The sequence below is a fragment of the Micromonospora sp. IBSANI012 genome (assembly GCF_052814045.1).
This window is the reverse complement of sequence record NZ_CP199933.1, coordinates 5,054,294-5,077,283: the sequence shown is the minus strand read 5'-3', so window position 1 is coordinate 5,077,283 and position 22,990 is coordinate 5,054,294. Positions and strand designations below refer to the sequence as shown.

General features: G+C 70.3%; 19 protein-coding genes, 2 tRNA genes and 1 pseudogene. 10 read left to right on the top strand and 12 right to left on the bottom strand.

Annotated features, from left to right (window positions below):
- Positions 1-21 precede the first annotated feature (21 nt).
- The 3 genes from ACTWM8_RS23405 to ACTWM8_RS23395 form a co-directional block, all read right to left on the bottom strand.
- A complete protein-coding gene (locus tag ACTWM8_RS23405; protein WP_446210909.1) occupies positions 22-1,092 on the bottom strand; it encodes a sugar phosphate isomerase/epimerase family protein in 1,071 nt (356 codons plus the stop codon).
- Positions 1,093-1,179: 87 nt separating this feature from the next.
- Complete coding sequence (locus ACTWM8_RS23400) at positions 1,180-4,500, bottom strand: ThuA domain-containing protein (RefSeq protein WP_446210908.1); 3,321 nt, start codon at positions 4,498-4,500, stop codon at positions 1,180-1,182.
- A gap of 284 nt (positions 4,501-4,784) precedes the next feature.
- Positions 4,785-5,177, bottom strand: a complete 393-nt coding sequence (locus ACTWM8_RS23395) for a hypothetical protein (RefSeq protein WP_446210907.1) — start codon at positions 5,175-5,177, stop codon at positions 4,785-4,787.
- 285 nt (positions 5,178-5,462) lie between these two features.
- Here ACTWM8_RS23395 and ACTWM8_RS23390 point away from each other — a divergent pair.
- The 4 genes from ACTWM8_RS23390 (at position 5,463) to ACTWM8_RS23375 (ending at position 9,426) form a co-directional block, all read left to right on the top strand.
- A tRNA-Asn gene (locus tag ACTWM8_RS23390) sits at positions 5,463-5,535 on the top strand.
- 319 nt (positions 5,536-5,854) lie between these two features.
- Positions 5,855-7,978 (top strand): MMPL family transporter, encoded by a 2,124-nt coding sequence (locus ACTWM8_RS23385; protein ID WP_446210906.1) that lies wholly within the window; start codon positions 5,855-5,857, stop codon positions 7,976-7,978.
- Positions 7,968-9,209 (top strand): NAD(P)/FAD-dependent oxidoreductase, encoded by a 1,242-nt coding sequence (locus ACTWM8_RS23380; protein ID WP_446210905.1) that lies wholly within the window; start codon positions 7,968-7,970, stop codon positions 9,207-9,209. Before ACTWM8_RS23385 ends, ACTWM8_RS23380 begins: the two co-directional genes overlap by 11 nt.
- Positions 9,210-9,349: 140 nt before the next feature.
- A tRNA-Ile gene (locus tag ACTWM8_RS23375) sits at positions 9,350-9,426 on the top strand.
- Between the two features lie 14 nt (positions 9,427-9,440).
- Here ACTWM8_RS23375 and ACTWM8_RS23370 read toward each other — a convergent pair.
- Both ACTWM8_RS23370 and ACTWM8_RS23365 read right to left on the bottom strand, forming a co-directional pair.
- Positions 9,441-9,596 carry a hypothetical protein gene (locus ACTWM8_RS23370; RefSeq protein WP_446210904.1) on the bottom strand — a complete coding sequence of 52 codons (156 nt, stop codon included), beginning with the start codon at positions 9,594-9,596 and terminating at the stop codon, positions 9,441-9,443.
- A gap of 13 nt (positions 9,597-9,609) precedes the next feature.
- The gene (locus ACTWM8_RS23365; RefSeq protein ID WP_446210903.1) at positions 9,610-10,170 is read right to left on the bottom strand and encodes a YciI family protein; all 561 of its coding nucleotides are present in this window, start codon (positions 10,168-10,170) and stop codon (positions 9,610-9,612) included.
- A 163-nt stretch (positions 10,171-10,333) separates the two neighbouring features.
- On the opposite strand from ACTWM8_RS23365, the gene ACTWM8_RS23360 reads away from it, so the two are divergent.
- A complete protein-coding gene (locus ACTWM8_RS23360; protein WP_446210902.1) occupies positions 10,334-10,849 on the top strand; it encodes a GNAT family N-acetyltransferase in 516 nt (171 codons plus the stop codon).
- A gap of 93 nt (positions 10,850-10,942) precedes the next feature.
- Here the strand turns inward: ACTWM8_RS23360 and ACTWM8_RS23355 are convergent, their stop codons facing one another.
- Complete coding sequence (locus tag ACTWM8_RS23355; RefSeq protein ID WP_446210901.1) at positions 10,943-11,092, bottom strand: hypothetical protein; 150 nt, start codon at positions 11,090-11,092, stop codon at positions 10,943-10,945.
- 772 nt (positions 11,093-11,864) lie between these two features.
- On the opposite strand from ACTWM8_RS23355, the gene ACTWM8_RS23350 reads away from it, so the two are divergent.
- Together ACTWM8_RS23350 and ACTWM8_RS23345 are read left to right on the top strand one after the other, a co-directional pair.
- Complete coding sequence (locus ACTWM8_RS23350) at positions 11,865-12,365, top strand: hypothetical protein (protein WP_446210900.1); 501 nt, start codon at positions 11,865-11,867, stop codon at positions 12,363-12,365.
- Between the two features lie 3 nt (positions 12,366-12,368).
- Positions 12,369-12,639 (top strand): annotated as a pseudogene (locus ACTWM8_RS23345) (hypothetical protein); the annotation flags it as partial.
- 60 nt (positions 12,640-12,699) lie between these two features.
- Here ACTWM8_RS23345 and ACTWM8_RS23340 read toward each other — a convergent pair.
- The 3 genes from ACTWM8_RS23340 to ACTWM8_RS23330 all read right to left on the bottom strand — a co-directional run bounded on the left by ACTWM8_RS23340 (position 12,700) and on the right by ACTWM8_RS23330 (position 16,638).
- Positions 12,700-13,089, bottom strand: coding sequence for an ATP-grasp domain-containing protein (locus ACTWM8_RS23340; RefSeq protein ID WP_446214640.1), 390 nt, complete (start codon positions 13,087-13,089; stop codon positions 12,700-12,702).
- Positions 13,025-13,570 (bottom strand): hypothetical protein, encoded by a 546-nt coding sequence (locus ACTWM8_RS23335; RefSeq protein WP_446210899.1) that lies wholly within the window; start codon positions 13,568-13,570, stop codon positions 13,025-13,027. Before ACTWM8_RS23335 ends, ACTWM8_RS23340 begins: the two co-directional genes overlap by 65 nt.
- 239 nt (positions 13,571-13,809) lie before the next feature.
- The gene (locus ACTWM8_RS23330) at positions 13,810-16,638 is read right to left on the bottom strand and encodes a ricin-type beta-trefoil lectin domain protein (RefSeq protein WP_446210898.1); all 2,829 of its coding nucleotides are present in this window, start codon (positions 16,636-16,638) and stop codon (positions 13,810-13,812) included.
- A gap of 305 nt (positions 16,639-16,943) precedes the next feature.
- On the opposite strand from ACTWM8_RS23330, the gene ACTWM8_RS23325 reads away from it, so the two are divergent.
- A complete protein-coding gene (locus ACTWM8_RS23325; protein WP_446210897.1) occupies positions 16,944-17,747 on the top strand; it encodes a class I SAM-dependent methyltransferase in 804 nt (267 codons plus the stop codon).
- 47 nt (positions 17,748-17,794) lie between these two features.
- The gene (locus ACTWM8_RS23320) at positions 17,795-18,181 is read left to right on the top strand and encodes a hypothetical protein (protein ID WP_446210896.1); all 387 of its coding nucleotides are present in this window, start codon (positions 17,795-17,797) and stop codon (positions 18,179-18,181) included.
- Between the two features lie 91 nt (positions 18,182-18,272).
- On the opposite strand, the gene ACTWM8_RS23315 is transcribed toward ACTWM8_RS23320, so the two are convergent.
- From ACTWM8_RS23315 to ACTWM8_RS23305, 3 genes are read right to left on the bottom strand one after another with little or no spacing between them, the layout of a single operon-like run.
- Entirely contained in the window at positions 18,273-20,258 is a 1,986-nt protein-coding gene (locus ACTWM8_RS23315) for a hypothetical protein (protein WP_446210895.1), read from the bottom strand.
- Positions 20,255-21,409 carry a 5'-methylthioadenosine/S-adenosylhomocysteine nucleosidase family protein gene (locus ACTWM8_RS23310; RefSeq protein WP_446210894.1) on the bottom strand — a complete coding sequence of 385 codons (1,155 nt, stop codon included), beginning with the start codon at positions 21,407-21,409 and terminating at the stop codon, positions 20,255-20,257. The genes ACTWM8_RS23315 and ACTWM8_RS23310 overlap by 4 nt, the downstream gene beginning before the upstream one ends.
- Positions 21,406-22,140, bottom strand: coding sequence for an NUDIX hydrolase (locus ACTWM8_RS23305; protein ID WP_446210893.1), 735 nt, complete (start codon positions 22,138-22,140; stop codon positions 21,406-21,408). Before ACTWM8_RS23305 ends, ACTWM8_RS23310 begins: the two co-directional genes overlap by 4 nt.
- Before the next feature lie 177 nt (positions 22,141-22,317).
- Here ACTWM8_RS23305 and ACTWM8_RS23300 point away from each other — a divergent pair, with 177 nt between their 5' ends.
- Complete coding sequence (locus ACTWM8_RS23300; protein WP_334570305.1) at positions 22,318-22,872, top strand: Uma2 family endonuclease; 555 nt, start codon at positions 22,318-22,320, stop codon at positions 22,870-22,872.
- Positions 22,873-22,990: the final 118 nt, after the last annotated feature.

The following is a 22,990-nucleotide window of genomic DNA, read 5'->3' as shown; positions in this document are numbered from 1 at the left end:
CTCGATCGACGGTCGGGTCCGTCAGCCCCGCAGACCCGACATGTGCTGGTAGCTCACCTCGGCGTAGCGCAGCGAGCGGCCCGGGTCGGCGCTGCCGCCCGGCGCGTTGTCCTGCTCCCACATCGGGTTGTGGTAGCCCTTGGCACCCATGTTGGCGAAGAAGTTCCCGTAGTCGATGTCGCCCTCGCCGAGCGGCACCATCGCGTACCCGGCGGCGCTCGCCGGGTCGTACGTGCCGTCCTTGGCGTGGAACAGCGGGAACCGGATGGGTTGGGCGGCGACCACGGCCAGCGGGTCGAAGACGTTGGTCTGGGTCACCCCGTCCGGGTCGGTGTAGCTGCGGAACCGGTGCTGGGCCACGTGCGCCCAGTAGATGTCCATCTCGAACCAGACCCACTCCGGGTTGGTCCGCGCGATGAAGTATTCCAGCTTGCGGACGCCGGAGGACCGGGTCGGCCGGCCCAGCGCGTCCAGCGGCCCGCTGTCCAGCAGGAAGTTGTACGCGGCGTCGTGGTTGTGCGTGTACAGCTTCAGGCCCCGGGCCGCGGCCATCTCGCCGAAGGTGTTCCACCGGTCCACGGCGGCGTCCCAATCGGCCTTGTAGTTGCTGCCGGTCGGGTCGTTGCCGGTGCCGATGTGCGTCATGCCGAGGATCTCGGCGGTGTCCAGCGTCCGCTCGAAGGCGGCGATGGTGTCCGGGGTGACCGTGCCCGGGACGGAGGCGTGCGAGCCGTTGGCGCGCAGCCCGTTGTCGTCGAGGATCTTGCGGATCTCCTCGGGGGTGATCTGCCGGCCGAGGATCGAGGTGTGCTGGGTGTACCCGGCGAACTCGACCTCCTTGTAGCCGATCTCGGCGAGTCGGCCGAGCACCCGCTCGAACCCGTACGGCACGCCGGTGGCGTCCGGGGCGGCGCTGACCCGGTCCCGGACGCTGTAGAGGATGATGCCGCGCTTCCCGGTCGGGACGAGCAGGCCGTTGCCGGCGAAGGCCGGGGAGCCCAGTCCGGCGGCCCCGACGGCGGCCGCGCCGGCGACGCCGGCCATGGCGCCGAGCATCCGGCGCCGGCTCATTCCGTGCTGACTGTCGTTCATCTGCTGCTGCCTTTCTCGGTTCCGGTGTGCGTGGTGACAGGTGGAGCGGCCGGGGGCCGCCGGCGGCGGCCCCCGGCCACGGCGTCGCTAGGGCGTGACGCCGATGCCCTGGCCGGCGAACTCGACCCAGTTCAGGTTTCCGAAACCGCTGGTCGGGCCGCCGGGGACGGTGGTGAACACGAGGTAGAGCCGGTGCGTGCCGCCCGGGTCGGTGATCGGCACGCCTGTGCTGGTGAAGGCGTTGTTGCCGCTGGTCGCGTTGACCACGGCGGTGGTCAGCAGCGGGCCGGTGGGGGAGTCCAGCCGCAGCTGGACGCCGAACCGGGGCTGCCCGGCGGTGGCCGCGCTGCCGCCCGAGGTCCGCAGCGTGATCGACTGCATGTTGAGCAGGTTGACGGTGTTGTTGATCGCGATCCAGTCGCCCGGGTCGAGGCTGCCGCGCTGCTGCCCGCCGCCGGTGTCGGCGCTGGTCCCGACGGTGGTGCCCGACTCGTCGGTGGCGAACTCGACCTCCTGCCGCTTCGCCTGGACGATCTGCTGGTCGACAGTGGTCAGCGCCGGTTGGCCGTTCGCGCCGCCGTCGGTGTACGACGCGCTGACCACGCCGTAGATGTAGCCGCCGTGGGACGCGTCGTCCGGGTCGGTGGGCAGCACTCCGGAGCAGCCGAACTGGTTGGCCTCGCCGTGGCCGTGCTGGTCGTGGCCGAGGACGAAGGTCACCTCCACCTTGGCGCAGTCGACCGGCCCGTCCTCCGGGTCGGTGACCGTCACCGACCAGGGGATGTCGTCGCCCCAGCTGAAGAAGCCGCCTTCGAGCGGGGTGTTGACCGTGACGGTCGGCGCGGTGTTGCCGACGGTGATGGTGGTGTTCGCCGACGCGCTCTTGCCGCTCGAGTCGGTCACCGTCAGCCGGGCGGTGTACACCCCGTTGGCGGTGTAGGTGTGCGACGGGTTCGGGTCGACCGAGTCGGTGGTGCCGTTGCTGTCGAAGTCCCAGGCGAACGAGATCGAGTCCGCCGGGTCGGGGTCCTTGGAGCCCTCGCTGGAGAAGGCGACGGTCAGCGGCGCGATGCCGTTGGTGGGCGTCGCGGTGAGCACCGCGCTCGGCGCTCGCAGCCCCTTGACGTAGCTGAACTTCAGCATCGCCGCGTCCGGGTTGACGTTGAAGAACCCGTCGCCGTACGTCAGCAGGTAGAAGTTGCCGTCGGCGCCCCACTTCATGTCCATCGGGTTGTCGCAGAGGAACGGCTTGGCCGCTGTGGTGGGCGCCTGGCCGCAGTTCAGCACATTGTTGATCTTCAGGATGTCACCCTTGGCGTCGAGCCGGACCTCCTTGAGGGTGTCCCGGGTGAACTCGCCGAAGAAGACCGCGCCGTCGTAGTACTCGGGGAACTTCGTCTCCGACCTCAGCTCCGGGTCGAAGTCGTAGCGGGCGGCGCCGTGCGGTCCGACGCCGCCGGTGCCGAGTTCGGGGAAGAGCACCGGGCAGGTCTGCGTCGGTGTCGACAGGTAGGACTCCGGGCACGGGGTCGGCGCCTGGAAGGAGTACCAGAGTTCGGACTTCTCGACCGTCGGGAGGTCGGTCAGGCCGGTGTTGTGCCGCGAGGTGTTCTTCGGCGCCGCGCAGTCGAACGGCGCGACCGGCGAGATCGGGTTGGTGGTCCAGTTCATCTCGATGTACGGCAGGTTCGGCTGCACGCACATCGGCCAGCCGTAGTTCGCCGGCTTGTCGATCACCATCATCCGCCCGGTGCCCGCCGGTCCCCGGCCGACCGCGGCCGTCGAGGAGTCGGGGGAGTAGTCGGTGACGTACGCGACGTCGTTCTTGTCCAGGGTGATCCGGAACGGGTTGCGCAGCCCCATCGCGTAGATCTCCGGTCGGGTCTTCTCGGCGCCGGCCGGGAAGAGGTTGCCCGCCGGGACGGTGTACGAGCCATCCGCCCCCACCGCGATGCGCAGCACCTTGCCCCGCAGGTCGTTGGTGTTGGCGGAGCTGCGCCGGGCGTCCACGAAGGGCGCCTGGTAGACGCCGGTGGCGCTGACCGAGTCGTTGTGCGGCGAGAAGCCGCCGGAGCCGCCGCCACCGGCCGGGGTGTCGTCCCCGGTGACCAGCCAGAGGTTGTTCTTGGAGTCGAACGCGATGTCGCCGGCCACGTGGCAGCAGGCGCCCCGGTCCACCGGCACCTGGAGGATCTTCTGCTCCGTGCTCAGATCCAGCGACGGGGTCTCGCCGTCGACGAACTTGTAGCGGGAGAGCTGGAAGTAGCCCTTCCACTGATCCCAGGTCGTGGGGTCGGTGCTGGTGGTCGGCGCGCCTCCGGCGGGGGTGGCCAGCGGGGGCGCGTAGTACAGGTAGACCCACTTGTTGGTGGCGAAGTCCCGGTCGATCGCCGGGCCGTACATTCCGTCCTCGCTGTGGGTGTAGACCGGGATCTGGGCCAGCACGGTGGTCTGGTTGCTTTCCGGGTCGTGCAGGCGTACGCCGCCGCGGCGGTCGGTCTGGATCACCCGCCCGTCGGGGAGCGTGTCGAAGCCGATCGGCTCGTTGACGTTCGGCTGGGCCCCGATCACGGTCATCTGGTAGTTGGCCAGCACGGTCGCGCCACAGTCGCCGTCGGTCACGCCGGCCGCCCACTGGATCGCCCCGCCGAGGTGGGCGCGCAGGTCGGTGCTGCCGTAGCTCTCCGGCGTCGCGCCGAGTCCGGTGTAGAAGGAGCGACCGCCCTGGTAGTCCTTGCACCAGGTGACCGGGTGGTCGAAGCCCATCGACCCGCCGGCGTACGTCTTCTCGTCCACGGTGGCCAGTACGTGCGACACGCCCCGGACGTTGTCGGCGAAGTTGTACCAGCGGTCGGTGTGCGTCCACCGTTCCGGCAGCCGCTCCGAGGCGGGGTGCACCCGGTCGGCGACGGTGACGGTGGCCGGGCTCGCCGACGTGGCGGCACCGGTCGCCCGAGTGCCCAGGACCTTGTCCAGGAAGGACCAGCCGGGCTCGGCCTCGATGGCCGAGTGGACGCCGACGAAGCCGCCGCCGTCGCGGTAGTACTGCTCGAACGCGGCCTGCTGGCCGTCGGTGAGGACGTCGCCGGAGGTGTTCAGGAACACCACGGCGCGGAACTGCTTGAGATGCGGCTCGTCGAACTTGCGGGCGTCGTCGGTCACCTCGACGGTGAACCGCCGGTCGTTGCCGAGCTGCCGGATCGCGTCCACTCCGGCGGCGGTGGCGGCGTGGCTGCCTCCGGCGGACCGGGTGAACACGAGGACCTTGTAGTCCATGCCGTTGCTGGCGGGCACCGGGGCGGCGAGCGCCGGCGTCGGCTGCGGTGGTGCGGTCGCGACGAGTGTCGCGCCGACGAGGGTGAGAAGGCTGAGGTAGGCGATGGCCCTTCGGCCGGTGGGTCTGCGCATCGAACCTCGCTCTGGTCGGGGCGGGTCCGCCTCAGCGCCGTCGCTGAGGAGGGTCGCTACGAGTACCAAGAGCCTGGCCAGGTTCTACGCAGGACGATATTTGCGCGGCGGACCAAAGAGAAGAGGTTGACGGCAGAAGTTTTCGATGTTCGGTGCGAACTTTTGCTTCAAATCGGCGAAAGTGGCATCGGCGGGAGTGGACAGCCGCCGGAGCTGCCGCTGTTTCCGCCCCACACGCCAGCGGGCCGGTCGTCGACGACGACCGGCCCGCTGGGAAGGTGCGGTTAGAGGGTGCTGGCGTTGGTGCCCGTGCCCGACGGCTTGGGCCGCGGGGTGGTGGACGACGACGAGCTGGGGGAGCTCGACGAGCTGCCCGACTTCGCGCCGACGGTGGCCGGCGTGCCCGCGAAGGCATCGTCCGCCGCGGTCAGCTCCTGCTTGTTGCCGTTGCCGGTGCCCAGCTTCTCGCCGAGCTTGGACTGGCCGAGCTTGTCCTTGCCCTCGCTGTAGAGCCGGGTCGCCTGGGCCTGCGCGACACCCGCCGCCTCCTGGACGGTCGGGTGGTCGAGCACCTTACGGCCCCGGACGACCAGCTCCTCGTACTTCTCCCGGCCGGCACGGGCGCCCAGGACGAAGCCCGCAGCCAGCCCGCCAAGGAACATGATCTTTCCGCGCATGGCGGCTCCTTTCGTACCTGACGCTCCGCCGTTCCCGCCCGGAGATCCGGTTGGGTCCGACCATGTCGCGCCCTAGTCCTCTGTCGGCAGCTAACTACCCATCCTGCTCCGCGCTCATGCCTGGTTGTGCCGTGATGACGATTTGTCCGGTTTTATTCCTGCCGTGTCGCACCCCTCCGCAGCGGGGGTTCGTGGAGGTAACCCCCTGGACCAGACCCCCCGGGAATCCTGTACTCTTGTGCCGTCGCCGAGCGCCGGGGAGATCCGGAGCGCGGTGACAAGCAGTCCCCCGTAGCTCAATTGGCAGAGCAGCCGGCTGTTAACCGGCAGGTTTTTGGTTCGAGTCCAAACGGGGGAGCTCCCGCTCCACCCGCGCCCGTCGGCCCCGCCGACGGGCGTTTCTCGTTCCCACGGCTCTGCCCCCCGCCCCGCCGGCCGCACACCACCTCGGCCCCAGTCCGGCCGCGGCCCTCCCCGGTGATCAAGAAGTTTGCGTCACCGACGGGCCGTCCGCAGACGCAAACTTCTTGATCACCGACGAGGGCGGACCGTGGAGAGGGTGCGGGGGTCCCGCGTCCGGTTTCGGCCCGCTGGGGTGTGCTCGGGCGGCAGGATGGGCGATGTCGACTTGGACTCCCGCTGCGTCGATTGGTGCGTCGATTCAAGGACGGTTGGAGATGGCCGGAAGACGGGGACCTGGCGCGGCGACGCTGATCGCGGTGCTGGTGGTGCTCGGCTGGCTGGTGGTCGGCGGGATCGCCGGGCCGTACTCCGGGAAACTGGGCGAGGTCGCCACCAACGACAACGCCTCGTTCCTGCCCGCCGACGCCGAGGCGACCCGGGCGCAGAACCTCGCCGGCGGCTTCGTGGAGCGGGAGAGCACCCCGGCGCTGGTGGTCTACGAACGCCGCTCCGGCATCACCGACGCCGACAGGCAGCGGGCGGCCGCCGACACCGCGCGGTTCGCCCAGGTCCCGGGCGTGCTCGGGCCGCTGCCGCCGCCGATTCCCAGCCAGGACGGTCAGGCGCTCCAGGTCGTCGTACCGATCGACGAGGCGGAGGGCGAGGCGATCGGCCGGGTGGTCGAGGAGTTGCGCGGGATCGCCGGCGGCGACCGGGACGGGCTCACCGTCGACGTCGCCGGACCGGCCGGGCTGCTGGCCGACCTGATCGAGGTGTTCGGCGCCATCGACGGGCCGCTGCTGCTGGTCACCCTGGTCGTGGTGCTGGTGATCCTGCTGATCGTCTACCGCAGCCCGGTGCTCTGGCTCTTTCCGCTGCTCGCGGCGGGGATGTCGTACGCGCTGGCGTCGGTGTTCGTCTATTACCTGGCGAAGAACGACGTGATCAAACTGAACGGGCAGGCGCAGGGCATCCTGACCGTGCTGGTCTTCGGCGCCGGCACCGACTACGCGCTGCTGCTGATCGCCCGCTACCGGGAGGAACTGCACCGGCACGACCGTTCCTGGGACGCGATGAAGACCGCCTGGCGGGGCGCCGCCCCGGCGATCATCGCCTCCGGGGCCACGGTGATCGTCAGCCTGCTCTGCCTGCTGCTGTCCAGCCTCAACTCCAACCGGGCGCTCGGCCCGGTCGCCGCCGTCGGCATCGCCGCCACGCTGGTCGTGATGCTCACCTTCCTGCCGGCGCTGCTGGTGCTCGGCGGCCGATGGGCTTTCTGGCCCCGCCGGCCCCGCGCCGACCAGGCCGACCCGCGGGCCGAAAACGGCATCTGGACCCGGGTCGCCGGCTTCGTCGCCCGGCGCGCCCGCCCGGTCTGGTTGGTGACCGCCGCGGCGCTGGCCCTGCTCACCCTCGGCCTGACCCAGCTCGGCGTCACCACCCTCGGCCAGTCCGACCTGTTCACCAACCGGACCGACTCGGTCGCCGGCCAGGAGGTCATCGCCCGGCACTACCCGGCCGGCACCGGCAGCCCGGCGACCATCTTCACGAACCAGCAGGCCGCCCAGGAGGTCGCCCGGGTGGCCCAGGGCGTCCCCGGCGTCGCCGCCGTACGGCCGGTGACCGGTGAGCGGGCCGGGCCGCCCGAGGAGAACGCGCCCCCCAAGGTGGTCGACGGCAAGGTGCAGCTGGAGGCGACGCTGTCCGACCCGCCGGACAGCGACGGCGCGGAGCGGGCCATCCGTGACCTGCGGGTGGCGGTGCACCGGGTCGCCGGCGCCGACGCGGTGGTCGGCGGGTTCACCGCGATCAACGTGGACACCTCCGCCGCCTCCACCCGGGACCGCAACGTGATCATCCCGGTGGTGCTGCTGGTCATCGCGGTGATCCTGGCCCTGCTGCTGCGGGCCCTGCTCGCCCCGGTGCTGCTGATCGCCACCGTGGTGCTGTCGTTCCTGGCCACCCTCGGGCTGTGCGCGCTGATCTTCCGGTACGTCTTCGACTTCCCCGGGGTCGACGCGTCCTTCCCCCTCTTCGCGTTCGTCTTCCTGGTCGCCCTCGGCATCGACTACAACATCTTTTTGATGAGCCGGGTCCGCGAGGAGTCGCTCAAGCGGGGCACCCGGGGCGGGGTGCTGGCCGGCCTCGCCGTCACCGGCGGAGTGATCACCTCCGCCGGCATCGTGCTCGCCGCGACCTTCTCCGCGCTGGCCGTCCTGCCGCTGGTGGTGCTGGTGGAACTCGGCGTGGCGGTGGCGGTGGGCGTACTCCTGGACACCATCGTGGTCCGCTCGCTGCTGGTGCCCGCGCTGTCGTACGACATCGGGCCGAAAATCTGGTGGCCGAGCCGGCTGGCCCGGACGGCCCGGACCGGGACGGAGGCCGGGCATGCTGGCTGAGACGGACGTCGTCATCGTCGGCGGCGGCCTCGCCGGGCTGGCCGCCGCCCGCCGGCTGCACCGCGCCGGCGTGCCCTGGCGGCTGCTGGAGGCCGGTGGCCGGCTCGGCGGCCGGGTCGCCACCGACGCGGTCGACGGCTACCTGCTCGACCGCGGCTTCCAGGTGTTGAACACCGCCTACCCGAGGCTGGGCACCCTGCTCGACGTCGACAGCCTGGAGCTGGGCTGGTTCACCTCCGGGGTGCTGGTGCGCCGGGGCGACCGGCTCGACCGGCTGGTCAACCCGCTGCGCGAGCCCGGCGGCGCGCCCGGCACGGCCCTGGCCGGTATCGGCTCGCTGCTCGACCGGATCCGCTTCGCCGCGCTCGCCACCGGCTGCGCCACCCTGCCGAAGAGCCGCCTGCTCACCGCGCCCGAGACCACCACCGAGGCCGCGCTGCGCCGGGCCGGGCTCTCCGACACGATCATCGAGGAGCTGCTGCGGCCGTTCCTCTCCGGCGTCCTCATCGACCGGGAGCTGGAGACCTCCAGCCACGTGCTGGCGATGATCCTGCGCTCCTTCGCGCGCGGCCGGATCGGCCTGCCCGCCCGGGGGATGGCCGCGCTGCCCCGGGCCGTCGCCGAACCGCTGCCCGCCGACCTGATCGAGCTGGACACCCCGGTCTCCGAGGTCGCGCCCGGCCGGGTCCGCACCCAGGCCGGCGACATCGGCTGCCGCGCCGTCGTGGTCGCCGTCGACCCGCCCGCGGCGGGAATGCTGCTGCCCACCCTGGCCCGGGTACGCATGCACAGCTACACGACCTACTACCACAGCGCGCCGGAGGCGCCGCTGGCCGAGCCGATCCTGCTGGTCGACGGGGACCGGCGGGAGCTGGTCGCCAACACCGTCGTGGTCAGCCACGCCGCCCCGACGTACGCGCCGGACGGGTGGCACCTGGTGGCCACCTCGGTGGTCGGCCCGAGCGCCCCGCCCGAGCCGGCGATCCGGCGTGAGCTGGACCGGCTCTACGGACGCTCCACCGCGGACTGGACCCACCTGACGACCGTCGAGGTCCCCGACGCGCTGCCCGCCGCGCCGCCGCCGCAGGGGCGACTGCGCAAGCCGGTGGCGCTCGGCGACGGGCTGTTCGTGGCCGGCGACCACCGGGACAGCCCATCGATCCAGGGGGCGCTGGCCAGCGGCTGGCGGACCGCCGGGGCGGTGCTGGCGGAGCTGCGCGCGGTGGGGTGATCCGGGCCGGTGCGGGGGGTCTTGCGGACCGCTGCTGACTGTTATCCTCGCGTAGCCCATCGTGCCGGTCGGGTGTCTGTGTCGGCCGTTTCGGTGGTGGCCGGTGATCCGTCGAGCGGGTTACGATCCGGCGCGGTATCGGGGCGGTAGCTCAGCCGGTTAGAGCAGGGGACTCATAATCCCTCGGTCGCGGGTTCGAGTCCCGCCCGCCCCACCACGCAAAACCCCTGCTCAGGCATGCTGCCGGTGACCTGAGCGAACCGCGTCAAGATCCGGACCAACGGCGTCGGTCCGCACTGAGCCCAGGTCGTCTTCGAACAGGTCCGCGTAGACGTCCAGCGTCATCGCCGCCGAGGCGTGCCCGAGCATCCGCTGCACCAAGTCCACAGCCAGCCTCGGGTCATGCCGGCCGCCCGCCAAACTGCCAGTTGTGCACCTCGATGTCGGCGTAGCGGTCCGGGGTCAGCACGGCGCGCGCCTTGTCCGGATTCGGCGTCCGGACAAGCACCGCCGTACCCAGCCAGGTGGCGCCGTCGTCGGACAGCAGCGGCCCGTACGCGATCAGCTCGTCCCGGTCGGGCGGCACCGCGAGGTCGGCGGCCTGCCCCGCGCCGAGGCCGAGCACCAGGTACCGGTTACCACCGGTCCGGCCTCCGGGGAAGTCCCACATGGTGCGGCCCAGCGCGTTGCGCCACCGGCGCAGCAGCACGTCCCGGTACACGCCGGCCTGATAGTTGGGCTCGTCGAAGGCGAACACGCGCGCGGCGGCGGGATCGGGCAGGTCGACGATGTGCACGCTGCCGGTGGGCGTGTCGCCGTCGCCGGCAAGGGTCGGGCCGCGAGCGATCATTTCTCTCGAGTAGCGATCCAGGTAGGACCGATGTTCTTCCAGCAGCTCGTCGCGCAGCGCCACCGAGCTGGGCCGGTCGCGGTGGTAGCGGGTGCTACCTGGCTGTGTCACGGTCCGGCGAGGTCGCAAGATGTCTGATTGATCCAGGGGTGCGGCGGTCGGCGCTCACGATCGGCGGCATGTGCGCGTGTCCCAAGGGGTTCCGCGACCGGTCTTTTCCGAGGTGGCGTAATCGGCTTGTGCGGAGTGTCGAGGGGCTGCTTCGCTGTTGCCCGTGACCGAGCTTCGAACGCCGCGACTGTGCTTGCACGCCATCGACACAGCAGAGGGTGAACGTATCGTCGGGCGGCGCGCCGGAGCGGGGGATGCCTGGGCCGAGGATTTTCCTTTCGACGGCGACGTCATCGGCGTCACGGCCTTTCTCACAGCTACGGCTGCCCACGGGGACCAGCGCCTTTTCGGGCACTACCGGATCACCCGGACCGTCGACGGGAAGGCCATCGGTGGAATCGGTTTCAAGGGTCAGCCGGACGACGGATGTGTCGAGGTCGGTTACGGCCTTGCCCCATCAGCCCGTGGTCACGGCTATGCGGCGGAGGCACTCGTCGCCCTGCTGAACGTCGCGGCCGATCACGGATTGTCCCGAGTTGTCGCCGACACCACCGGGGACAACGTCGCTTCCCAGCGGACCCTCGAACGTGCCGGGTTCCGCCAAAAAGGCACCAACGGTGACCTCTACCTATACGAGGTACTCCTCGACGCCCCTTCGCGACCGGCTCAGACGCGGTAGCCCGATCGCCCGTTGGGGCAGCCCGTAGCTCCCGCGCGATCGGTGGTCCTTCGGAACCGTCCATCGCTCATCGGCAGAGCCACGAGCGGCTGGCTATGCCCCGGAGGCCAGGTACGCGGCCAGGATGTAGTTGGGGTGCCGGTCGAGGTTCTTGCGGGCCCGGTCGTAGCGCATGGTGGTTCGCGGGTCGGCGTGGCGGGCGACGATCTGCACGTCGCGCAGGCTGACGCCGGCGTCGAGCATGGTTGTCCACCGCGGGTGGCAGCGGGACGAGCACGACCTTGCCACCCTTGCCGCGCACGCGCAGTACCCGGTGTCCGTGCTCCTCGCCCAGGTCGGCGATGCTGGCCCCGCAGGCTTCGAAGATCCGCAGGCCGAGCAGGCCCAGAAGCGCGACCAGGGCGAAGTCGTTCGGGTTGGTCGACAGCCGGGCGGTGGTGATCAGGGCCTCGAACTGCAGGTGACCCAGCCTGAGGGTCGGCGACTCGGCCGGCGCTGTGGGCCGGCGGGCGTAATCGGCCGGCGAGTGGTCCAGGATGGCGTCGATGACGCAGATCCGACAGAACCCGACCACGACGGACAGGCGCCGCGAGACCGTCGAGGGCTGGTACCGGCGTACGTCCTGCAGCCAGCGCACGTACCGCTCGATGTCCACCCGTGCCGCAGCCAGCGGGTCGAGGTCCTGGTCGGTGCATCAGCGTAGGAAGACTCGCAGGTCGGACTCGGTATGGACGCGAGTCTGGCCACGGTAGCGGCCCCAGAAAGGCGGACACCGCGGCGCGCAAAACAAGCTGATCAGGTACGACACCGGCAGCGGGAGCAGGAAAGACAGCCATACATCACCGTGCGTCCCCAGCGGCGATGAACGCCAGGACGCCTGGAGCGGCAGATGTGTGCACGGCGCGGCGGCCTTGGAGCGGTCCGCTGGTCAGCAATTCGGCGATGCGAGCCGGCAGCATGATGTTCGAACAGTTTGGCGTGGTGATCGACGGCGATGATCATTAGCCTGATCGACGTGACGGGATTCGACTGGGCCGCGCTGTCGGCGGCGAGGATCGCGAGGCTGGACGCGGTTCCGGAGATGATTAGCCACGCCCTGCAGGTCCTCGAGGACCTTCTGGAAGAGGTCGACCACGCGTGCACATTCACGCTCGTGGACGGTCCGCTGACTGACGACGACGTGGTCGCATCGGTGAACGTGCTGCTACCGACGCATTGCCGGGTCTCGGGGCTGGAGTCGGTGAATTCCTGGTCCGCGCTGGTCCGTGAGGCGCTGCCTGGGTTGTTCGTTCCGGGGCGGCAGCCGCAAGCCTGGGCCGAGCAGTCGGCTGCGCAGGGGCTGGCCCAAGCGCTCACGGACTGGGCGGTGGCACTGATGGGGCGACTCTGGCCGGACTCCGCCGAGTCCTGGGTTCTCACGGTGGACACCCGGGACTGGTACGAGGCGGCCTACGTCGATCTCGTGGTCCGCGTGGGCGACCGGGTATGGCTGCTGCACCTTGGAGTCAGCGACTGATCCGGCGTCGGCGGCAGCCTCCGCAGACCGTTCAAACGCCGCCACTGTCACGCCGACACACGCCGTCAACCGCAGCCACGCCAAGATCCGTGCCATCGGCCGACGAGTCATCGCCACCCTCAAAGCCTGGAACTACTTGAACAAGCTGCACTGCTGCCAGCAACACGCCACCGCCGTGATCGCCGCGATCCTCGTTCTTCGTCAAGCATGTCCGGACGTTGCGGTCGGCGTCCATAACCCCGAGCTGACATGGACGGTGAGAAGCGCGCCGTAGGCTGGCGTGCACGATCTGCGGCAGAAGCGGATGCCCCGGCAGGCGGTGCATGTATGACAGTCAGGGGGTGCGGGCGAGCAGCGCTGTGATCAGCTTGCTGGGCTCGGTGGTGGCCGGACGGTCGCTGACCTGCCCGTCGCCGATGTCGATGACCCGCCAGACTCCGTCGGCGCGTAGGGCAAGGTCCACCGTGATGAACGGCAGGCCCAGCGCGGTGATCATCGGTGCAACCGCGTCAAGGTCTACGTCCAGGTGCGGGGAGTCGTTCGGGGTGTCCGGGTGCGAACTGACCAGGACGCAACCGCCGTTGACCCACCAGGTACGCGCCTCGGCGGAGGTGAATCGCTCATAGCGGCGTAGGACGAACCCGCCGACGAAGTCGTCCTCACGAAGGTGCCGCAGGCGGCTTGCCACCTTCCAGGCCGTCTCGCCATCGGCGAGGTTGGGGATGAACGCCGCCTCGTGCCAGTAGTGCTTCAGGTGTGGTCAGCACATGCTCGATCCCGTCGCCGACATCGCCCTGTTTCACGGGATCACCGGCGGCATCGAAGACCGTAGCCCTGCCGCCCCTGGTCGGCACCACCAGGATTCTTCCGCCAGGTAGCGGTTGGACATGACTGAAGGGAAGATCCAGGGCGGCGATGGCGGTAACCGTCGTCGTGCTCGCGTCTTGGACGACCACGCGGGCGGAGACCGGCTGTCTGGCGCAGGACGCGGCCAATCCCGGGGGAGTCAGCAACGCCTCCCGGCCAGCGGGATCCGCCCACAGCGTGATCGCCTCCCCGGATGGGCCGACCGAGGCTGTCACCAACACATCACCCGCGACCGGGGACGCCAGTTGCCCATGCGCGCGTAACCGGACCAGAGGCCGACCGCCGTGCGGCGCGAAGATCGTCACCGCCAGACGATAAACGGACTTCAGGACGGACACGCATGTCACCACGGCTCGTCGGCCCACGAGCCGCGCGCCCGGGAGGCACCGCCGGTGGCCGGCGGCATCGAAGCGGACTGACTCCAGGACGGACCGCCGATGGACGGGTGACCGGGACCGGAGCCGTGTACGGGCTGGACATCCGCTGCTCGACGCGGGCGTCGAGCGCTGACCCGGCGTATGAAAACCGGTGGGCCACCGGCGAAGGAACCTCTTCACCGGTGGCCCGCCGTCATCGCTCAGCCGTTGACCACCCAGTGCTGGTGGGCGCCCCCGGCGTACGTCCCGATCTGGGCCTGGGTGCCGTCGGCGGTGCCGGCGCCGGCCGTCTCCAGGACCTTGCCGGACTGTGGGTTGAGCAGCGATCCGTTGCTCTGCGGCTGCCAGACCTGCGCGGCGGTGCCGTTGCAGGTCCAGAGCTGGACCTTGGTGCCGTTGGCGGTGCCGCCGTTGTCGACGTCCAGGCACTTGCCCAGCGCCCGATAGGTGTCGCCGACCCGGCTCCACTTCTGGGCGTTGGTGCCGTTGCACGTCCAGAGCTGGATCTTCGTGCCGTCGGCGGTGGCCGCGTTGCTGACGTCGAGGCACTTGCCGGCGATGCCGGTGATGGTGCCGGACCCGCTCGGGCCGTAGACCTCGAACTCGTAGATCCGGGCCGCCGGGTCGGTGGTGCTGGTCGGCGCGGTGATGTTCAGGCGTACGTGGCGTGCGGTCACCGCGGCGATGTCGTGCGTGGTGGTGCTGGCGGTGTTGCCGGTCACCGTGGTCCGGGTCGTCCAGTTCGATCCGTCGGTGCTGGTGGCGATGGTGAAGTCCTTCGTGTTCCAGGCGGTGTTCTCGCCGCCGGCGCCGGCGTGCTTGACCACGAACCGGTTCACGTTGGTGCTGGCCCCGAGGTCGACCTGGAGGTACTTCGTGGTGCCCTTCGAACACCACTTGTCGGTGGTGCCGCCGGCGACGGAGCCGTTGACCGCCTTGTCCGGGCCCTCCGTGGTGGTGCAGGAGCTGTCGGCGGTGGCCGGCTTGTTCAGGGCCAGGTTGCTTCCGCCGGTCGGCGGCGGGGTGCTGCCGGGGATGGCGTTGAGGGTGTACCAGGCCTCGGTGCTCCAGAGCGACTGGCCGCTCTCGGAGGTGAACGGGCGGGGCGAGCGGACGTACACCACCCGGCCGGCCTTGCGCCCGTCGACGGCCAGGCTGACCTTCTTGCGGTCCGTCGAGAGGGTGGCCGAGGTGACGGTCAGCGTCTCCTCGTCGATCTTCGGGCCGCCGTAGCTGGCGGTCGGCTCGTAGCGCCACTGCTTGACCTTGTAGTGGCCGGCCAGGTTCGCGGCCGTGTCGGCGGAGAGCGGCTGGGTGTACTCCAGCTCGAATCCGCCGGTGGTGGCGCGCATGGCCAGGATGTCGAAGGCGGTGGTGCCGTTCGGGGTCAGCTTCTGCAGGCCGTACGAGAGCTTGCCGCTCTGACCCCAGTTGCCGCCGGCGCCGAGGCCACCGACGTAGATCGCGCCGTCCGGGCCGAGGTTGACCTCCGAGACGCCCGCCTCCAAGCCCTGGGTGAGCCGGAACAGGGCGCCCTGGTACTCGCCGTTGACCTTCTCCACGTACGCACGCTGGAGGCCACCGTAGGTGACGTCGCCGATGACGAACTGCCCGGCGAACGGGCCGGACTTCAGGTACAGCGGGGTGCTCGGGGAGTTCGCGATCTCGTTCTGCGGCATCCAGAGCACCGGCGGGGTCACCGGGTTGGCGTCGAACGGGCCGGCCGGGTTCATGTAGTGGTTGAAGAACCGGCCCTGCTTGACGTGCAGCAGCTTCGACGACGGCAGCCAGCCGCCCTGGTTGTCGGTGACGAAGATGCCGTCCTCCGGACCCCAGCCGATGCCGTGCGGCGTACGCAGGCCACCGGCGACGTAGGAGACGGCACCGGTGTCCTTGTTCACCTTGATGGTGGTGCCCCGGTTGGGAGCCGGCTGCGGGTTGGTGGTCGCGCCGCCGTAGTTGATCGACACCGACAGGTTCAGGTAGAAGTACCCGCTCTGGTAGAGCAGGCCGAAGGCGAACTCGTGGAAGTTGCCCCCGTACGGCCAGGTGGCGACCGTGTCGAGGCGGTCGGCGACCTCATCACCGTTGGTGTCGACCAGTCTCGTCAGCCGTTGCTTCTCTGACACGTAGACCACGCCGTCGACGACCTTCAGCCCCATCGGCTCCTTGAGGGCACCGGCGATCTTCTTGATGGTCACGCTGCCCGGGCCGGTCGACCCGCCGGTGTTGTTGAGGATGTACACCTCGCCGTCCTGCGAGGTGCCGGACTGGTCGCTGCCGCCCCAGGTGGAGATCACCAGGCGGCCGTCGGCCAGCCAGTCCATCCCGGTCACCTTCGGCTGGAAGCCGCTGGGCCGCAGGTTGGTCAGGGTGTAGCCGGGATACACGCCGGTCAGCGGCAGGCCGTCGCCGGGGGAGTCGGTGAGGCCCTCGCACTCCTTCCGGCCCGGGGCGGTCACCCGCACCACACCGGCATCGGTGCTCAGCGCCGAGTTGGGCACCACGACGAAGGCCGACGAGCCCGGGGTCTTCCACTCCAGGGTGATCTGCTGCCCACCCTCGCGCTCGAAATGGTCGATGCGCAGCGGGTGCAGCCCGGCGGTGAGGGTGACGGTGCCCTCCTTTGCCGGGGTCGGCCCGTGCAGCCCGTCGTGGTTGATGACGACCTTGTCGTCGATCGACAGCCGGGAGCCGTCGTCGCTGGTCAGCCGGAACGTGTAGCTGCCGGCCTGGGCGATGTTCAGGTTGCCGAGCACCTGGGAGACGAAGTACTGGTCGAAGCCGAAGTCGGTGGTCGACGTCCAGTTGATGGTGGGCATGAGCTTGTCGACGTTCGGCGTCTGCCCCGGCTTGAGGGTGCAGATCTCGTTCAGCGGCACCTGCACGTCGAAGACGCGCAGCGTGACGCCCGGTTCCTGGGCGGGGGCGGCGTGGGCGGGGGTCACCCAGACGCCGGTGGCCATGACGAGTGCGGCGATGGTGGTCAGGACAGGACTGCGGAATCGGCGCAGCAGCCGTGTGCCCATTGCTCCTCCTGGGAGGTCGGGGTGGTCCGGCGGCATGCCGTGGGATGCGGTTGGGGGAGCGGTAGCCGCCGGGCGAGCCCGGACGAGTCATCGACGCCGACGAATGACGCGTCCGGAGCTGCGGTGATGGACAACATTAACAAACTTCTATCTACAGGCCCATGCCTTTCGTTCATAGATGCAAAAGTTCGTTAACACCCTGCGGAAGTTCGCGGCTTACCTCCGCTTGTGGACAGAAGGTCTACGGTGGACACCCGGGGTCACTGCCGGGAACGCGCCGGCTGCGGCGTACGTAAGGTGTCCGCATGGCGCGCGAGGTATGGGCCGACGGTGCGGCGTACGAGGCGTACGTGGGCCGGTGGAGTCGCCTCGTGGCGGCGGACTTCCTGGCCGGGCTGGACCAGCCGCCCGGCCTGCGCTGGCTGGACGTGGGCTGCGGCACCGGCGCGCTGACCTCCACGGTGCTGGCCCGCACCGAGCCGGCCCGGGTGGACGGCGTCGACCCCTCTAAAGGCTTCGTGGCGCACGCCCGTACCCGGGTCGACGACCCGCGCGTGGTCTTCCACGTCGGCGACGCCCGCTCGTTGCCGCTGCCCGATGCCGCCGTCGACGTCGTCGTCAGCGGCCTGGCGCTGAACTTCGTGCCCGACCCGGCGCGCGCCGTGGCGGAGTTCGCCCGCGTTCTCGCCCCGGGCGGCGTGGCCGCCGCCTACGTCTGGGACTACGCCGACGGCATGGTGATGATGCGCCACTTCTGGGACGCCGCGGCGGCGCGCGACCCGGCGGCGGCGGAGCTGGACGAGGGTCGCCGCTACTCGCTGTGCCAACCGGAGCCGCTACGCGCGCTCTGGGCCGGCGCCGGGCTCCGCGACGTGACCGTGCGGCCCGTCGAGGTGTCCACCGTCTTCGCCGACTTCGCCGACTACTGGACGCCGTTCCTCGGTGGGCAGGGGTCCGCGCCCGGCTACGTCAGCTCGCTCGCCGAGCCGGACCGGGCCGAGCTGCGGGAGCTGCTGCGCGCCCGGGTGCCGGCCGGACCGGACGGCGCCATCCGACTCACCGCCCGCGCCTGGGCGGTCCGGGGGACCGCACCGGCACCCCGATCGTGAGTACGAATGCTCATCCGCGACGCCGTCCTTACCGCGAGGATCGGGGCGTGAACAGCGTGACGCGCGCCCTCCTCGCCGCTCTCGTCCTCGCCGTGGCGGCGGTCGCCACCTGGTGGGCCTGGCTGGGGTGGGACACCGGCTACACCATCGACCCCGAGACGGGCGCCGTCAGCGGGCCCTACCAGCCGTGGCAGGTGGCCGGCTGCGTGCTCACCCTCGCCCTGGTCGCCGCCGTGGGCGGCTGGCGGCTCCGGCCGTGGCTGGTCGCCCCGGTGCTGACGGTCGCCTTCACCGCCGCCTGGACGGTGCACGCCGCCTCGACCGACGGCAGCGGGCTCTGGGCGGTGGGGGCGGCGCTGGTGCTGGTCGGCACGGGGCTCGGGACGACGGTGGTGAGCGGGGTCGCCCACCTGCTGCGGCGCCGGCGGGGCTGAGGCCGGCAACGGTCAGCTATTCAGGGGCGACGGCTGGACCACGAGGTGCCGGGCAGCACACCAGCACCTCGTGGTCGTTCGTGGTCCCGGCTCAATCGATCAGATTTCGGACGGTCGCCGTGAGTTCGGCGAGCCGCTCGTCCGCCCGACGGCGCTGGTGCCTGACCCACTCCTTCCCCTCGGCGGCGATCCCCTCGAGGACGTTGAGGGTGTGGACGAGTCCGGACGCGTCCAGCGAGAGCTTGGCCAGCATCGACGCGTCCTCGTCCGGCTGGACGCCCTCCGTGATGGATTCGGTCACCCGGACCGAGATTGGTTCACCGTTGAACAGGGTCAGCTCGAAAGTCTGCTGCTGCGTCTCCAGGCCGTCGATCCGAACAGCGGCGACCGCGTCGAAGCGGTAGTTCAGCCGCTGTGTAGTCCGGTAATCGCCATCCTTGAAGTCGAGGTCGATGTTCACCTGGCGGACGCCGTCGTCGGTCAGGAGGAAGAGCAGGAGCCGGTACCGCGAGTAGCGCCACGGCCCGTGGGGAACCCGTGCCCGCTGGTACGACCGAGCGGGCGCCTCGATGAAGGCTTGCGCGATCACCTGGCTCGGCCGGAGCCGGTAGTGCCGCATGGCCGCGTTCACCAGGATCTTGCGGTCACACTCCAGCCACGACGCCATTTCCGCGTCCGACGGCTTGTTCGACAGCTTCTGCCGCCAGCGGTCGAACGCCTCCCGCCGTGCCGCCAACTGGCGGGCCCGTTCCGCCTCGTCCGCCGCCACCCGCCGCCGCTCCGCCATGATACGAAAGCAGGCCCGTGCCCCGATCACCGCGGCAGCCGCGGCGAGCAGCAGCCACGCCGTTCCGGTCAACGGGGCGGTCAGCACGGTGGCCGGCACCATCCAGAAAGCTCCTACGGCAAGGACCGCCAGCCCGCCCAGGTGCAGGGCTGTCGTGGTGACCGGGACACGGAGTTCGACCCGGTGCGCCATCAGGGTGTCCTGCTCCCACCGCTGTCGCACGTCACTGACGAGATGACGGATCAGCCAGGCGACCCGCTCGGCGCCGACCCGCTCTTCCCGGTAGAGCTCGACGACCTCGTTGCGAAGGTGCCGGCGGATGCCGGTGGTCTGGGTCAGCCAGTGGGAGCGGTCGGTGTCGCTGGGCACGTACCGCCTGAAGTAGTCATCGAAGTACCGGTCCACCTTGCGGGCGAAACCGCCCGCCGGCGCCTCGGCCCGTCGCTGGCGGGGTGGCGTGAACGTCGATTCCTTGGCTCTGCGGCGTGCCTGCCGGAAATGCCGGTCGGCACCGCCCACGGCGAACGCGGCGAGACCGGCCACACAGGCGAGGTAGCCGAGGATCGGGGACAGCTCGCCGCGGTGCAGCAGCAACGTGGCGACCTTGCCGGCGGCGAGCACGAACGCGGCTGTTCCCACGGCGGCACGCGCCCACTCGCCCAGGGGAGTCGACGCCGGCTCGACGGGCAGGACCCGGGGCGGCACGGGTGAGGGGTGGAAGAACTTCCAGATCCGTCCCGCCCTGTCACCCGCCAGACGACCGGCGCTGGCCCGCTCGACCGAGCGGCGCCACATCTGGTCCTCCATCGGACCCTCGAGCAGCACCCCGAGGTGATCCACGATCTTGTCGCGCTGACCGCGCTTCAGCTCGTCGAGTTCCTTGATCACGAGCTCGGTCTCGGCGGTGTTCAGGGAATTGAGCAGCCGCAGAACGGCCCGTAGCCCAGCCCTCCACTCATCGCCCCCGTCGAGGTGCGGGAGGCTGTCGCAGATGGCGGTCAGGTGGTCGAAGTCCTCGCCCAACTGCCGCAGGGTACGCCCGCTCAGCAGGGCGAGCAGGCGGTGGAACTGGACCTCGTCGGTCACGTACCCCTCGGCGGCGGCCTCCTCAATGAGCTGCCGCGCCCTGTCCCGCACCCGGGCGTTGAGATACCTGACCCCTACCCGGAACTTGTGTTCTGGAGAGGCATCCGGGGGCAGCTGGTAGTAGACGTCGCCGTGGATCGCCTGGGCCTGCACCCCGACCTGCGCGCCGTCCTGGGCGATGTTGGCCATGATCGGGGCAGTCATGACAACCCCTTTGCCGCGGCTATCAGTGCGGCCAGCTTCGCGGCCAGCTCCGCCACATCGGCCACCAGGCCGCGCAGTCTCTTGAGCGTCACCATCAAGGTGCCTCTGCTGCGGACGGTGTCCTCCTTGAGGCAGTCACTCGCGACGTCCAGCTCCGACTCTGCTGCCGCGTACGTCTCCTCGTCGAGCTGACCGTCCCGGTGGGCCTTCCTCACCCGGTCCCGTAGCTCGGCGATACCGGCCGTCAGGTCGACCGGCCGATCCCCGTCGGGGCCGACCGTGACGTTGCCGTAGATCTGCCCGGCCTGAACTCCCACCCGGGCGTTACCCGTCGCGATGTTCCGGTTGGTCATGCTCATCGACTCACTCCCGCCCTTGCCGGCCAACGACGGCCGGTCGGCCGCGCCCTCGGCTATCAGCTCCTGTGCCAGTGCCGTCGCGAACGCGGCGGCGTGCGCCACCGCCCGTGGCTGCCAGTTCTCGCCGTCAGTGATCGTCTTGCTCCCGTCGGCGCGGTCGCTGATGCCGCGTACCACGACCACGGGCAGGGCATGGTTGAGGTGGCCGGCCTGGGCGACACCGGCCGCCTCCATTTCGATCGCCACCGCGTCGTTGTAGTGATCGCGTACCCAACGGGCCTGCTCGGAGACCGCGGAGTCCTGCACGATCTCGCCGGCGGCGATCGGTCCGAAGTGAACGGCCGGCGGGTTGCCGGCGGAAAGGCCAAGAGCCCAGTCACCGCGCCGCGCCAGGTGGTGGGCGATCTGGCTCGGGCCGTGCGGGATCTCCCACGCCTTCGGCCGGGCCTTCAGGCCGTCGTCCTCGCTCGTGCCGCCGTGATAGGCGTAGATCTTGGTCGCCACCACCACGTCGCCGAGCCGGATGTTGGGCCACAGGCCGCCGGCCACGCCGACGAAGAGCACCGCGGCCGGGGTGAACTTGGCGATTGCGCGTTCGGCCAGCACTGCCGCCGGGTGGTTGCCCTTGCCCACCAGGCCCAGCGCCACTCGACATCCGCTCCTGCCGAGCCGGCCCACCTCGAACCGGGTCCCGGCCGGATGCCGGTGGACTCGCAGGTCGGTCAACTTCTCCCAGACCGCCTCGTACTCCAGGTTTAGGGCCGTGAGGATCACGACGAGACTGCTGTTCATGCTTCTGCCGTCTCCTTGTCTGTCGCACCGGTAGGTCGGGTCATCGGGGGGTGAAGTGCCGTGCGTGGGCCGGGGCGGAACAGTCGTGCGGGACGCCCGGTGTCCGTCTTCCTCGTGGGGCCGGCGGGGACGATGAAGCCGTTGACGCTCTGGACCTTGCGGTAGAAGTTGCGGGGATCGAGGCGGACGCCCCAGACCGCCTCGTAGACCTCCTGCAACTCGGAGATCGTGAACGTCGGGCCGCAGAACGCGGTCGCCAGCGCCGAGTGCTCCAACTTGGTACGGGCCCGCTCCACGCCGTCCGCGATGATCCGTCTGTGGTCGAAGGCGAGCCGGACGTCGGCGGAGAGCGCGCGGTCGGTGGGCGTCCAGCACGCGTCGGAGGCGTCCGTGCCGGCGACCGGCTCGGGCAGTCGGGGCGCGATCGCCAGGTAGGCCACCGAAACGACGCGTCCCCGGGGGTCGCGCCCCGGCGTGCCGTACACGCCCAGCTGTTCGAGGTGCAGCTGGCCGGCGTCGAGACCGGCCTCCTCGGACAACTCCCGGTGAGCCGCCGCGAGCAGGTCCTCATCCGTGTGATTGAGGAAGCCGCCGGGAAGGGCCAGCGCGCCCCGGTACGGCTCGATCCCACGCTCCACGAGCAGCACCTCAAGGCCGGACTGGCGGAGGGTGAGGATGACCAGGTCCACCGCGAGCAGCACGGTGGGAGGAACCCAACGATCGTCGGACATGGATGCACCCTAGGCTTATTGTCAGTCTGACAGGAAGCCCTCTCGGCTGTCGGCTTTCGGCACACCGAGCGCTCAGCGGGGCGGTACCTGGGTCGGCGGAGCCACACCGCACCACGGCTCGCCCGGCCGGCGTCGCGCTGACCGGGTCAGCGTCGCGCGTCGCCTAGGATGGGACTCATGAGCGCTGAGGCCGTCGGCATGCACATGCCCGCCGTCGTCACGCTCGACGACGTCGCGGCGATGAACGCCGCCGACCCCAACGGTCATCGCTACGAGACGAGCCCCGAGGGGGTCCTGTCGGTCATGCCGCCGCCCGACTCGGAACACGCGATGATCGCAAGTCGCCTCTTCGCCTGGCTGATCATGGCCGGGTGGCCCGCCGAGCAGGTGCTCCAGGCGGCCGGTGTGCGCATTCCGGGGCCGGACGGCGACGGCGGCCGGATCCCCGACCTGACCGTGTGGCGCAAGCCCCCACCTCGCGGAGTCTGGTCTGCGGTGGCCGACGTCGCCCTGGTGATCGAGATCGTCTCGCCCGGTTCGGAGGCCATGGACTCCGTGACGAAGGTCCGGGAGTACGCCACGGCGGGCATCCCCCAGTACTGGGTGGTGGACCGGGACGGTGGACAGACCGTCACGCTGCACCGGCTCACCGGGCAGGGCGGGTACGAGGAGCGGGCGAGAATGCCGCTGGCCTGGCTGCTGCAGACGTCGCCCGCCGACCACCTCGACTGAGCCGGCACCGCACGCCACAGCCGGGGTCGCAATCGGCCACACGGCCAACCCCGGGGACGGATAGCCGACAGGACGCCGTACCCCCTGCCGACGCATTGTTTATGCAGGTGGAGAGGCT

Excerpts from the sequence above, each read along its gene's own strand:
- ACTWM8_RS23385 (WP_446210906.1), top strand. The coding sequence starts at position 5,855 with ATGGCCGGAAGACGGGGACCTGGCGCGGCGACGCTGATCGCGGTGCTG.
- ACTWM8_RS23405 (WP_446210909.1), bottom strand. The coding sequence starts at position 1,092 with ATGAACGACAGTCAGCACGGAATGAGCCGGCGCCGGATGCTCGGCGCC.
- ACTWM8_RS23355 (WP_446210901.1), bottom strand. The coding sequence starts at position 11,092 with ATGCTCGACGCCGGCGTCAGCCTGCGCGACGTGCAGATCGTCGCCCGC.
- ACTWM8_RS23315 (WP_446210895.1), bottom strand. The coding sequence starts at position 20,258 with ATGACTGCCCCGATCATGGCCAACATCGCCCAGGACGGCGCGCAGGTC.
- ACTWM8_RS23400 (WP_446210908.1), bottom strand. The coding sequence starts at position 4,500 with ATGCGCAGACCCACCGGCCGAAGGGCCATCGCCTACCTCAGCCTTCTC.
- ACTWM8_RS23300 (WP_334570305.1), top strand. The coding sequence starts at position 22,318 with ATGAGCGCTGAGGCCGTCGGCATGCACATGCCCGCCGTCGTCACGCTC.
- ACTWM8_RS23330 (WP_446210898.1), bottom strand. The coding sequence starts at position 16,638 with ATGGGCACACGGCTGCTGCGCCGATTCCGCAGTCCTGTCCTGACCACC.
- ACTWM8_RS23325 (WP_446210897.1), top strand. The coding sequence starts at position 16,944 with ATGGCGCGCGAGGTATGGGCCGACGGTGCGGCGTACGAGGCGTACGTG.
- ACTWM8_RS23305 (WP_446210893.1), bottom strand. The coding sequence starts at position 22,140 with ATGTCCGACGATCGTTGGGTTCCTCCCACCGTGCTGCTCGCGGTGGAC.
- ACTWM8_RS23310 (WP_446210894.1), bottom strand. The coding sequence starts at position 21,409 with ATGAACAGCAGTCTCGTCGTGATCCTCACGGCCCTAAACCTGGAGTAC.
- ACTWM8_RS23380 (WP_446210905.1), top strand. The coding sequence starts at position 7,968 with ATGCTGGCTGAGACGGACGTCGTCATCGTCGGCGGCGGCCTCGCCGGG.
- ACTWM8_RS23395 (WP_446210907.1), bottom strand. The coding sequence starts at position 5,177 with ATGCGCGGAAAGATCATGTTCCTTGGCGGGCTGGCTGCGGGCTTCGTC.